This window comes from Streptomyces sp. NPDC102441 (assembly GCF_044765585.1).
GTDB lineage: Bacteria > Actinomycetota > Actinomycetes > Streptomycetales > Streptomycetaceae > Streptomyces.
Genome location: NZ_JBIWKH010000008.1, coordinates 1 through 12,765 on the forward strand (window position 1 = coordinate 1; position 12,765 = coordinate 12,765).

A 12,765-nucleotide genomic window follows, 5' to 3' on the forward strand; every position below is an offset into this window, starting at 1 on the left:
AAACGCCCGGTTACATTCCGAACCCGGAAGCTAAGCCTTTCAGCGCCGATGGTACTGCAGGGGGGACCCTGTGGGAGAGTAGGACGCCGCCGAACTATTATTACGGACTAGCCCCGTGCCCTTGTGGCACGGGGCTTTTCTGCGTTCACGGACAGCGGTGAGAGACTAGGTGCCCGCCGGCCTGTTCAGCGGAGGTCGAGTCGGCGGCGACGCGTCTGTGGGAACCACGGAGGCGCGTTCGCGGAAACCTCGTACCGGTGGTTCTGAGCACCCCCCGTGTTCGGGTATGCTTTAACCCGTTGCCGCAAGGCAACAGGCCCCAATAGCTCAGTCGGTAGAGCGTCTCCATGGTAAGGAGAAGGTCTGCGGTTCGATTCCGCATTGGGGCTCGGCACAGAGAAAGGCCCCCGCCACAGGCGGGGGCCTTTCTCATGTCCTGGAGGCTCGGCTGTCCTAGAGGCTCTGCGGCTCCGGGACCCGCATGGCCAGGATGGCCATGTCGTCGGACGCGGGCTCCGCGGCGAATCGCTCGACGGCCCGCAGGATGCGCCCCGCCACCGCGCCGGCCGTCAGGCCCGTACACATGGCGAGGACATCGGCCAGGCCGTCGTCGCCCAGCATGCGAGCCCCCTCGCGACGTTCGGTGACTCCGTCGGTCACGCACAGGAGCACATCACCCGGCTCCAGAGTGACCTCCTGTTCGTAGAGCTCGAGGTCCTCGATGACTCCCAGCAGCGGCTGCGGCTCGGCAGCGGCCTCCACGGAGCCGTCCTGGCGCAGACGCAGGGGGAGAGGATGGCCGGCACAGACCACCTTCAGGAGGGCGCTGCCGTCCTCCTGGGGCCACAACTCCCCGTAGAGCAGCGTGAGGAACCGGCTGCGCGCGCCCTCGTCCAGGATGGCGGCATTGAGCCGCTCCAGCACCGCAGGACCGGAGAAACCCTCGCGGGCCAACAAGCGCAGGGCATGACGGGCGAGGCCAGTGACGGCCGCAGCCTCCGGGCCCGTACCGCAGACGTCACCGATGGCGAAGCCGTAGGCACCGTCACGGATGGGGAACACGTCGTAGAAGTCGCCGCCGACCTCGTTGCCCTCGCCCGCCGCACGGTAGATGACCTCGATCTCGACATTGGGCACGTCGGGCAGACCGGGCGGGAGCAGACTCCGCTGGAGGGACTGGCTGATGGCCATACGCTCCGAGTACAGGCGAGCGTTGTCGAGGGCCAGAGCGGCCCGTCGGGACAGGTCCTCGGCCAGCTCCAGGATCTCCTGGCGGAAGTGCTCGTCGGACGGCTTGCCGAGCGTGAGCATGCCGATCACACGGTTCCTCGCCACCAGCGGCAGGACCACGGTCTCGCCTCCCACGGCGACCGCCGTGGCCAGCGTGGTGCGGGCTGCCGCCCCCATGCTCAGGGGCGCGTCCCTGCCCAGGGTGCGCTTGGAGGTGCGGAGGGCGGCCTGGTGACCGGCCTCCGTGGGTGCCGGCCAGAGGCGGGCACCGGGCGCCGGGACAGGGTCAGGCGGGTCGATGGAGGCGAGCAGGGCCTTCAGGCCGTCGATGCGCTCCTCGTCCTCATGGAGGACGTAGGACAGATACGGCTCAGAGGACTGGTCCGCGATGGTGTAGACGGCGCACCAGGTTGCCAGCGTGGGCACCGTCATCTGTGCCATGAGCGCCAGCGTCTGGTCCCTGTCCAGTGTCCCGGCCAGCAGGTCGGACGCCTCGACGAGGAAGGACAGCGAGCCGCGGCGCAGGCGTTCCAGCTCGCCCAGCCTGGCCGACTCGACGGCCAGTGCGATGCGGTCGGCGGCGAACTGCAGCCGCAGGGCCTCCTCGTTGGAGTACCGCCCGGCCGCTTCAGCCGCGACCCCGAGGGAGCCGGTGAGACGCCCCTCGACCTTGAGGGGGACAGTGACGACCGAGCGCATGCCGGTGTCACTGAGCAGTGGAACGGCGCCCGGGACGACGGTGAGGTCCTCGTGGACTGCGGGCATACGGGCGGAGCCGTAGCGGCCCGTGCCGGCCTCGACAGGGACCCGTGCGAAGCGCTGGCGGGCCGAGGGCAGGCCGGTGGTCGCGCGGACCTCCAGCTCGGTCTCGTCATCGGTGGCCAGCAGCAGGAAGGCGGCGTCGGCGTCCAGCATGTCGCGCGCCCGCTCGACCGTGCGCTGCAGCAGTCCGTCGAGGTCGTCGGGGGCCGGTGAGCCGATGAAGATCTCGAACGGATCCCTACTGCGGTTTTCGGCCGAAGTGTCGGAGACGGGGGCGCGCACCGGCGTCTGGATCACGGCGCGTTCGTAATCGCGTACGAGGAGGCAGACCGTGGAGGGTTCGCCGTCCGCGTCGCGGACTCTGAGGTGCGAGGCGTACACCGGGATGACACGGCCGTCGGAGCCGCGGATGCCGTAGCTGCCCTCCCACCGGGAGAGTTGCAGTGCGTCGGCGATACCGGTGTTGGTGCCCGGGGTGTGCGGCCACGCAACGAAGTCGGTGAACTGTTTTCCGTCGACCTGCTCGGCTGCGTATCCGAAGAGGAAGAAGGCGTCGTCGTTCCACGAGGCGATGGATCCGGAGCCGTCGATCTGGGCGACGGCCACCCGCACACGCTGATCCGCCACCGGCAGGAGAGCGGTGGGCAGGACCGGGCTTGCCGAGCGGATACCCACGGGGCGTTCGGGAAGATCGAGCTGGAACCAGACATGTTTGTGCGTCGGGGTGTACTCGACGCCCCAGCGGGAAGCCAGAGCCGCGCAGAGGAGCAGGCCACGGCCTCCCTCCCGGTCCGGGCTCCCGAAGTCGAGACCGGAGCTCTGGAGCGGGACCTCCCGCTCCGGGTAATGGTCGGAGACCTCGACGCGTACGCCGTCCTCGGTGCGCAGACAGAGCACATCGGCGGCCGTGCCCGCGTGCACGACCGCATTGGTCACGAGTTCACTGGTAAGAACGACGGCGTCGTCAACGACGTCCGCGTAACCCCACCCCTGAAGGGTGTCGCGGACGAACGCGCGGGCGGTCGCGACCGAGCGTCCGACCGGATCGAAGGTGGCAGCCGCGCGCGCGGTGATCACAGCACTCCCCATATGGTGTCTCGTCGCTTCCCCGAGTCCTGTGCCCGTATATCGCCGCTTCGATTCGTCTGCCAGGCTAGACGTTCGCCCGACGTCCCGGGTACACGAGGGCAGACTTGGGTACGCAGGCCACCCGGTGGTTGTGCGCCGGGCGCACAACTATGGGGCCCTCGGTGAGGGAAATGGGACGACCATGAGACCTTCCTCGCCCTCCCGTTCCGGCCTGGTACGTTTCAACGATTTGACGACCGCATAGTCACCCGTTGACGGTGTGCTGTGGCGGTGAGCCAAAGTGGAACTGGGCAAGCTTCCGATAACGGCCCGAGCGATACGGTCAACCCCTGCGGGAGGGACACGGTGGAGTCTGGCGTGGCGGCGCGGGGTTCAGGAACGCGCACAAAAGGCGGGCAGTCCGTGAAAAAGCAGCGCAATGGGACCATCGACGTGGACGCGGCAGCTCTGAACAGACTGCTCTCGGGCCTCGTGGCGATGCGTGACGGCAACTTCCGCAGGCGGCTCACCGTCTCCGGCGACGGCGTACTCACGGAGATCGCCGCTGTCTTCAACGAGGTGGCCGACCGCAATCTGCATCTGACGGGCGAGCTCGCCCGTGTGCGACGTGTGGTCGGGCGTGAGGGGAAACTCACCGAGCGCCTGGAGACGGGCGCCTGTGAGGGCTCCTGGGCGGCCGCGATCGATGCCTCCAACGAGCTCGTCGACGACCTGGCGCGACCCGTGTCCGAGGTCGGCCGGGTGCTCTCCGCGGTCGCCGACGGTGATCTCGAGCAGCGGATGGAGCTGCGTACCCACGCGCCGGACGAGACGGTACGCCCGCTCCGCGGGGAGTTCCTGAAGGTCGCCCGCACGGTCAACAACCTGGTCGACCAGCTGTCCGCGTTCACCGAGCAGGTGACGCGGGTGGCGGTCGAGGTGGGCACCGAGGGGAAGCTGGGCGGTCAGGCCCAGGTGCGGGGCATGTCCGGGTCCTGGAAGGACCTCACGGACTCCGTCAACACCATGGCCTACCGGCTCACCGCGCAGGTGCGTGACATCGCCCTGGTGACGACGGCGGTGGCCAAGGGAGACCTGTCACGGAAGGTCACCGTCCATGTGGCCGGTGAGATGCTCCAGCTGAAGAACACCGTCAACACGATGGTGGACCAGCTGTCGTCGTTCTCCTCAGAGGTGACCCGGGTCGCCCGTGAGGTGGGCACCGAGGGCGAACTGGGCGGGCAGGCAACGGTGCCGGGGGTGGCGGGGGTCTGGAAGGACCTCACGGACTCCGTCAACACGATGGCAGGCAACCTCACCTCCCAGGTGCGAGGCATCGCCGAGGTGACGACGGCCGTCGCCAACGGTGACCTGTCCCAGAAGGTCACGGTGAGCGCCCGCGGCGAGGTCGCGCAGCTCGCCGAGACGATCAACCAGATGACCGAGACGCTGCGTACCTTCGCCGACGAAGTGACGCGCGTGGCGAGCGAGGTCGGAGGCGAGGGGCTGCTCGGCGGCCAGGCCCAGGTGCCGGGTGCCGCCGGCACCTGGAAGGACCTCACCGACTCTGTGAACACGGTCTTCCGGAACCTGACGACTCAGGTGCGGGACATCGCGCAGGTGACCACCGCGGTGGCCAGCGGCGACATGACGCAGAAGGTCACCGTCGACGTGGCCGGCGAGATGCTGGAGCTGAAGAACACCGTCAACACGATGGTGGACCAGCTCCAGGCCTTCGGTTCGGAGGTGACCCGGGTCGCCCGGGAGGTCGGTGTCGAGGGCCGTCTCGGCGGCCAGGCGGAGGTGCCGGGTGCGGCCGGGACCTGGAAGGACCTCACCGACTCGGTGAACACCGCCTTCCGGAACCTCACCGGCCAGGTACGGGACATCGCGCAGGTGACCACGGCCGTCGCTAACGGTGATCTGTCGCAGAAGGTCACCGTCGACGTGGCCGGCGAGATGCTGGAGCTGAAGAACACCGTCAACACGATGGTGGCGCAGCTGTCCAGCTTCGCGGACCAGGTGACCCGGATGGCGCGGGACGTGGGCACGGAGGGCCGTCTCGGCGGCCAGGCGCGCGTCGACGGTGTGTCCGGTACGTGGAAGGAGCTCACCGACTCCGTCAACTTCATGGCCGGGAATCTGACCTCCCAGGTGCGCCAGATCGCCCAGGTGACCACGGCGGTGGCGCGGGGTGACCTGTCGCAGAAGATCGACGTGGATGCCCGGGGCGAGATCCTGGAGCTGAAGAACACCATCAACACGATGGTCGACCAGCTCTCCGCCTTCGCCGACCAGGTGACCCGGGTGGCCCGCGAGGTGGGCACGGACGGCCGTCTCGGCGGCCAGGCCCAGGTGCCCGGTGTGGCAGGCGTGTGGCGTGATCTGACCGACTCGGTGAACGGCATGGCGGGGAACCTCACCGCTCAGGTCCGCAACATCGCGCAGGTCGCCACGGCGGTGGCGCGGGGTGACCTGTCGCAGAAGATCGACGTGGATGCCCGGGGCGAGATCCTGGAGCTGAAGAACACTCTCAACACGATGGTCGACCAGCTCTCGAACTTCGCGGAGCAGGTGACCAGGGTGGCCCGTGAGGTGGGCACCGAGGGCATCCTCGGCGGCCAGGCGGAGGTGCAGGGGGTCTCCGGTACGTGGAAGGACCTCACCCAGTCCGTCAACGGCATGGCGAACAACCTGACGCTCCAGGTACGCAACATCGCGGAGGTGACCACAGCGGTCGCGAAGGGTGACCTCTCCAAGAAGATCACCGTTGACGCCAAGGGCGAGATCCTCGAACTGGTCACGACCGTCAACACGATGGTCGACCAGCTGATGAACTTCGGCGACGAGGTGACGCGGGTCGCCCGTGAGGTGGGTACCGAGGGCATCCTCGGTGGCCAGGCCCGGGTGCGTGGTGCCACGGGCATCTGGAAGGACCTCAGCGAGAACGTCAACCTGATGGCCAACAACCTGACCAGTCAGGTGAGGAACATCTCCCGGGTCTCGTCCGCCGTCGCCAACGGTGACCTGACGAAGAAGGTCACCGTCGAGGCGCGTGGTGAGGTCGCCGAGCTCGCCGACACCGTCAACACGATGGTGACGACCCTGTCGTCGTTCGCCGACGAGGTGACCCGGGTCGCCCGCGAGGTGGGCACCGAGGGGGAGCTGGGCGGCCAGGCGCGCGTACCGGGCGTCTCGGGCACCTGGAAGGACCTCACCGAGTCGGTGAACTCGATGGCGTCCAACCTGACGGGCCAGGTGCGCCAGATCGCCACGGTGACCACGGCCATCGCCAAGGGCGATCTCACCAAGAAGATCGACATCGATGCGCGCGGTGAGATCCAGGAGCTCAAGAACACCATCAACACGATGGTCGACCAGCTCTCCTCCTTCGCGGAGCAGGTGACCCGGGTGGCCCGTGAGGTGGGCACCGAGGGGCAACTGGGCGGGCAGGCCCGGGTGAGGGACGTCGACGGCACGTGGCGCGACCTCACCGAGTCGGTGAACGAGATGGCAGGGAACCTGACCCGTCAGGTGCGCGCCATCGCGGCCGTCGCCACCGCGGTGACCCGCGGTGATCTCAACCTCAAGATCGATGTCGACGCGGCCGGTGAGATCCAGGTACTGCAGGACAACATCAACACGATGATCGCCAATCTGCGCGACACCACACTGGCCAACAAGGAGCAGGACTGGCTCAAGGGCAACCTCGCCCGGATCTCCGGCCTGATGCAGGGCCGCCGCGATCTGGACGACGTCGCCTCGCTGATCATGAGCGAGCTGACGCCCGTCGTCTCCGCCCAGCACGGTGCGTTCTTCCTGGCCATGTCCACCGGCGACGGAGACGAGGTCGGGTCGGACAGCGGCAGGGAGAGCTCGTACGAGCTGCGCATGCGGGGCAGTTACGGCTATTCGGCGGGCTCCATGCCGACCTCCTTCCGCCCCGGCGAGACGCTCATCGGCACGGCGGCCGAGGAGAAGCGGACGATCCAGGTGGACAACGTGCCGCCGGGGTATCTGAAGATCTCCTCCGGACTCGGCGAGGCGCCGCCGGCGCATGTGATCGTGCTTCCGGTGCTCTTCGAGGGCCAGGTGCTCGGAGTCATCGAGCTGGCCTCGTTCCAGCCGTTCACGCATATTCAGCGCGACTTCCTCAACCAGCTCGCCGAGATGATCGCCACGAGCGTCAACACCATCAGCGTCAACACGAAGACCGAGAAGCTCCTCGAGCAGTCCCAGGAGCTCACCGAGCAGCTGCGCGACCGTTCGCAGGAGCTCGAGAACCGGCAGAAGGCGCTGCAGGCCTCCAACGCGGAGCTGGAGGAGAAGGCGGAACTGCTGGCTCAGCAGAACCGCGACATCGAGGTGAAGAACACCGAGATCGAGGAGGCGCGGCAGGTCCTGGAGGAGCGCGCCGAGCAGCTCGCCGTCTCCATGCGCTACAAGTCCGAGTTCCTGGCCAACATGTCGCACGAGCTGCGTACGCCGCTCAACTCGCTGCTCATTCTGGCCAAGCTGCTCGCGGACAATGCCGAGGGCAACCTCTCGCCGAAGCAGGTGGAGTTCGCCGAGACGATCCACGGGGCGGGTTCCGACCTGCTCCAGCTGATCAACGACATCCTCGACCTCTCCAAGGTCGAGGCGGGCAAGATGGACGTCAGCCCGACCCGGATCGCTCTGGTGCAGCTGGTCGACTACGTGGAGGCGACGTTCCGGCCGCTCACCGCGGAGAAGGGTCTCGACTTCTCCGTACGGGTGTCTCCGGAGCTCCCCGCCACGCTGCACACGGACGAGCAGCGGCTGCTGCAGGTCCTGCGCAACCTCCTGTCCAACGCGGTGAAGTTCACCGACGGCGGCGCCGTGGAGCTGGTCATCCGGCCGGCCGGTCCCGATGTGCCCAACGCCATCAGGGAACACCTGCTGGAGGCCGGCTCACTGCGTGACGCCGACGGCGACCTGATCGCCTTCTCGGTCACCGACACCGGAATCGGCATCGCTTCGAGCAAGATGCTGGTGATCTTCGAGGCGTTCAAGCAGGCGGACGGTACGACCAGCCGTAAGTACGGGGGTACGGGCCTCGGCCTCTCCATCAGCCGTGAGATCGCCCGTCTGCTGGGCGGTGAGATCCACGCGGCGAGCGAACCGGGACGTGGCTCGACCTTCACGCTGTACCTGCCCCTGCACCCGAGCGAGCTGCCTCCGCAGGGCTACCCGCAGATGGGGCCGGGCCCCATCGAGGTCCACGCGAGTTCCGCGGAGGGTGCCCTGCACCTGGAGGCCTCGCCGGGCAACGGGACCGAGCAGCCCCTGGGCGACCCTGCCAACTCCGCAGGGGTGTTCCGTCGCCGGCGCCAGGCCCTGGGAGGAGCGGCGCAGCGCCCCGCCCTCAACGGCAGGCCGGCGGAGGAGAGCACGGCGCCGGAGGAGTGGGTGCAGAGCGCGCAGGAGGAGGCGGAACCCCGCCGGACGTTCCGTTTCCACGGGGAGAAGGTGCTGATCGTCGACGACGACATCCGCAACGTCTTCGCCCTCACCAGTGTGCTGGAGCAGCACGGGCTGTCGGTCCTGTACGCGGAGAACGGGCGCGAGGGCATCGAAGTCCTTGAGCAGCACGATGATGTGACGATCGTTCTGATGGACATCATGATGCCCGAGATGGACGGCTATGCGACGACGACGGCGATCCGCCGGATGCCTCAGTTCGCCGGGCTGCCGATCGTCGCGCTGACGGCCAAGGCCATGAAGGGCGACCGTGAGAAGGCGATCGACTGCGGAGCGTCCGACTACGTGACCAAGCCGGTGGATTCCGACCATCTGCTGTCGGTGATGGAGAACTGGATGCGTGGAGAGTGACCGGTCGGGGAGCAGTTCGCCGAAATCCACCGGTCGGCTGTCTGCAGCCGGGTGTGACCGGGTGGATTCCGGGGAACCTTCTGGTCTCCGACCGCGTTTTCGCTGTGTGCACAGTGACATCGCGGTGACAGGGTGTGGTGACGGTCGGGGTGCGGCTACCATGACCGGCACAAGGACGGACGGCGTAAGGGAGTCGTCCCCTGGGGCGGTACCCGGTGCGATTCCGGGGCGAGGAGGACGGGCCATGGTGCAGAAGGCCAAGATCCTCCTGGTCGATGACCGGCCGGAGAATCTGCTGGCGCTGGAGGCCATCCTCTCTGCGCTCGATCAGACACTGGTACGGGCATCGTCAGGGGAGGAAGCGCTCAAGGCGCTGCTCACGGACGATTTCGCGGTCATTCTGCTGGATGTACAGATGCCCGGCATGGACGGATTCGAGACGGCGGCACACATCAAGCGGCGGGAGCGGACCCGGGACATCCCGATCATCTTCCTGACCGCGATCAACCACGGTCCGCACCACACCTTCCGTGGTTATGCGGCGGGCGCGGTGGACTACATCTCGAAGCCTTTCGACCCCTGGGTGCTGCGCGCCAAGGTCTCGGTCTTCGTCGAGCTGTACATGAAGAACTGCCAGCTGCGCGAACAGGCGTCTCTGCTGCGGCTCCAGCTCGAAGGCGGCACCCACCAGGGCGCCGACGAGAGGGAGCCCGCCGGTCTGCTCGCCGAGCTCTCCGCGCGGCTCGCCGCGGTCGAGGAGCAGGCGGAGGCCCTTTCCAAGCAGTTGGACGACGAATCGGCGGACGCGGCAGCCGTGGCCACCGCGGCCCATCTCGAGCGCAAGCTCACGGGACTGCGCCGCGCGCTCGACGCACTGGAACCCGGGGCGGGCGGTTCCGCGGCCTCCTTGCCCTCCCAGAGCTGACCCCCTGTCCTGACTGAAGGGGTGTCAGTTCGACGCCTGTGCAAGGGCGACACGGACGGGTGAAGCCGTAGGCACACGTGTCCACCGGCGTCGACACCGGTAACCTCAGTCCCATGGCCTCACGTACGTCCGGCAAGGGTTCCCTGGGCACGGCGGGCACCGCGAAGCGCGCCGGCCGCACCCAGGGACCGGCGAAGAAAGCGGCACCCGTCAAGAAGGCGGCGGCCAAGAAGACGGCGCCCGCCAGAAAGGCGCCCGCCAAGAAGGCGGCCGCGAAGAAGGCCGGGCCCAAGCCCGCACCGTCCCCCACGGGGGGCGTGTACCGGCTCGTCCGTGCCATGTGGCTGGGTACCGCGCACGGTGTCGGCGCGGTGTTCCGGTCCATAGGGCGTGGTGCGAAGGGTCTTGACCCGGCCCATCGCAAGGACGGACTCGCCCTGCTGCTCCTGGGGCTCGCGCTCGTCGTGGCGGCGGGCACCTGGTCGCATCTGCGGGGCCCCGTCGGCGATCTCGTCGAGATGCTCGTGACCGGGGCGTTCGGCCGGCTCGATCTGCTGGTGCCGATGCTGCTGGGTGCCGTCGCGGTGCGGCTGATCCTCTATCCGGAGAAGCCCGAGGCCAACGGCCGTATCGTCATCGGACTCTCCGCCCTCGTCATCGGCGTGCTGGGCCAGGTCCACATCGCCTGCGGATCGCCGGGCCGTGAGGACGGCACCGGCGCCATGCAGGACGCGGGCGGCCTCATCGGCTGGGCTGCCTCCCAGCCTCTGGTCTTCACGATGGGCGAGGTCCTCGCCGTCCCGCTGCTTCTGCTGCTGACGGTCTTCGGGCTCCTGGTCGTCACCGCCACCCCGGTCAACGCCATCCCCCGGCGGCTGCGCCAGCTCGGCGTCAAGCTCGGCATCGTCGACCCGGTGTACGTGCCGGGCGGGGAGGACGGGAGCGACGACGAGCGGTACGACGAGCAGTGGCGCGAAGCGCTGCCGGACCGCTCGCGCCGGTCCTCGGCACGTCGCCCGGAGCCGGACGACGTGTACGACCCGGACGAGGCGGAGGGCCAGGCGCTGGCCAAGCGTCGCCGCCCCCGCAGGCCGTCCGCGCAGCCCGCGATGAACCGCACCATGGACGCTGTGGACGTCGCGGCAGCAGCGGCCGCCGCACTCGACGGGGCGGTACTCAACGGGATGCCCCCGTCGCCGGTCGTCGCCGATCTGACCCAGGGCGTCTCCACGGACCGGGAGCGGACGGGCACTCCGGTCCCAGGTGCGCGGTCGGCGGGGAAGGCCTCGTCCGGCTCCGAGCGCGTCGAGAAGGGCACGACGTCCTCCGACGACGGCGTCCCCGATCTGACGAAGCCCGCACCCGAGCGGACCGGGGGACTGCCCACCCGGGCCGAGCAGCTGCAGCTCTCCGGCGACATCACCTACTCCCTGCCCTCGCTGGACCTGCTGGAGCGCGGCGGCCCCGGCAAGACGCGCAGCGCCGCCAACGACGTGGTCGTCGCCTCACTGACCACCGTCTTCACGGAGTTCAAGGTCGACGCGGCCGTCACCGGCTTCACACGGGGGCCGACCGTCACCCGGTACGAGGTGGAACTCGGTCCCGCCGTCAAGGTCGAGCGGATCACCGCCCTCACCAAGAACATCGCCTATGCCGTCGCCAGCCCGGACGTCCGGATCATCTCCCCGATCCCGGGCAAGTCCGCCGTCGGCATCGAGATCCCCAACTCCGACCGGGAGATGGTCAATCTCGGCGACGTCCTGCGTCTCGCGGACGCGGCGGAGGACGACCACCCCATGCTGGTCGCACTCGGCAAGAACGTCGAGGGTGGCTACGAGATGGCCAACCTGGCGAACATGCCACACGTCCTGGTCGCCGGCGCGACCGGTTCCGGGAAGTCCTCCTGCATCAACTGTCTGATCACCTCGGTCATGGTGCGGGCGACACCGGAGGACGTGCGGATGGTGCTCGTCGACCCGAAGCGCGTCGAGCTCACCGCCTACGAGGGCATCCCCCACCTCATCACGCCCATCATCACCAACCCGAAGAAGGCCGCCGAGGCACTCCAGTGGGTCGTGCGGGAGATGGACCTCCGCTACGACGACCTCGCGGCCTACGGCTTCCGGCACATCGACGACTTCAACCACGCGGTACGCACGGGCAAGGCCAAGGCGCCCGAGGGGAGTGAGCGTGAGCTCTCGCCCTATCCGTACCTGCTGGTCATCGTCGACGAGCTGGCGGACCTCATGATGGTGGCTCCGCGCGACGTCGAGGACTCCATCGTCCGGATCACCCAACTGGCGCGGGCAGCCGGCATCCATCTGGTGCTCGCCACCCAGCGCCCCTCGGTCGATGTCGTGACCGGTCTGATCAAGGCGAATGTGCCCTCCCGGCTCGCCTTCGCGACCTCGTCGCTCGCCGACAGCCGGGTCATCCTCGATCAGCCCGGCGCCGAGAAACTCATCGGGAAGGGCGACGGTCTCTTCCTGCCCATGGGGGCGAACAAGCCGACCCGTATGCAGGGAGCCTTCGTCACCGAGGGCGAGGTCGCGGCCGTCGTCCAGCACTGCAAGGATCAGATGGCGCCGGTCTTCCGCGAGGACGTGGTGGTCGGCACCAAGCAGAAGAAGGCGATCGACGAGGACATCGGCGACGACCTCGATCTGCTCTGCCAGGCGGCCGAACTGGTCGTGTCCACCCAGTTCGGTTCGACATCGATGCTCCAGCGCAAGCTGCGGGTCGGCTTCGCGAAGGCCGGACGGCTGATGGACCTGATGGAGTCGCGCAACATCGTGGGTCCCAGCGAGGGTTCCAAGGCGCGCGATGTCATGGTGAAACCGGACGAGCTCGACGGTGTGTTGGCCGTCATTCGTGGGGAAACCGCTTCGTAAGAGTTTTGCGGGCAACCGTTTCGCCCGGCCGTACGT

Annotated in this window: 4 protein-coding genes, 1 tRNA gene and 1 rRNA gene; 5 read left to right on the top strand and 1 reads right to left on the bottom strand. The window is 68.2% G+C overall.

The features are described from left to right. Positions 1-95 (top strand): 5S ribosomal RNA (rrf, locus tag ACIREO_RS18695); the annotation flags it as partial. A gap of 221 nt (positions 96-316) precedes the next feature. Further along, a tRNA-Thr gene (locus ACIREO_RS18700) sits at positions 317-389 on the top strand. 64 nt (positions 390-453) lie between these two features. On the opposite strand, the gene ACIREO_RS18705 is transcribed toward ACIREO_RS18700, so the two are convergent. Next, positions 454-3,069 (bottom strand): SpoIIE family protein phosphatase, encoded by a 2,616-nt coding sequence (locus tag ACIREO_RS18705; protein ID WP_404111105.1) that lies wholly within the window; start codon positions 3,067-3,069, stop codon positions 454-456. A 414-nt stretch (positions 3,070-3,483) separates the two neighbouring features. Here ACIREO_RS18705 and ACIREO_RS18710 point away from each other — a divergent pair, with 414 nt between their 5' ends. The 3 genes from ACIREO_RS18710 (at position 3,484) to ACIREO_RS18720 (ending at position 12,729) form a co-directional block, all read left to right on the top strand. Further along, positions 3,484-8,913, top strand: coding sequence for a HAMP domain-containing protein (locus ACIREO_RS18710; RefSeq protein WP_404111108.1), 5,430 nt, complete (start codon positions 3,484-3,486; stop codon positions 8,911-8,913). Positions 8,914-9,157: 244 nt separating this feature from the next. Continuing rightward, entirely contained in the window at positions 9,158-9,838 is a 681-nt protein-coding gene (locus tag ACIREO_RS18715) for a two-component system response regulator (protein ID WP_404111111.1), read from the top strand. A gap of 113 nt (positions 9,839-9,951) precedes the next feature. Continuing rightward, a complete protein-coding gene (locus ACIREO_RS18720; RefSeq protein WP_404111114.1) occupies positions 9,952-12,729 on the top strand; it encodes a DNA translocase FtsK in 2,778 nt (925 codons plus the stop codon). Positions 12,730-12,765 lie beyond the last annotated feature (36 nt).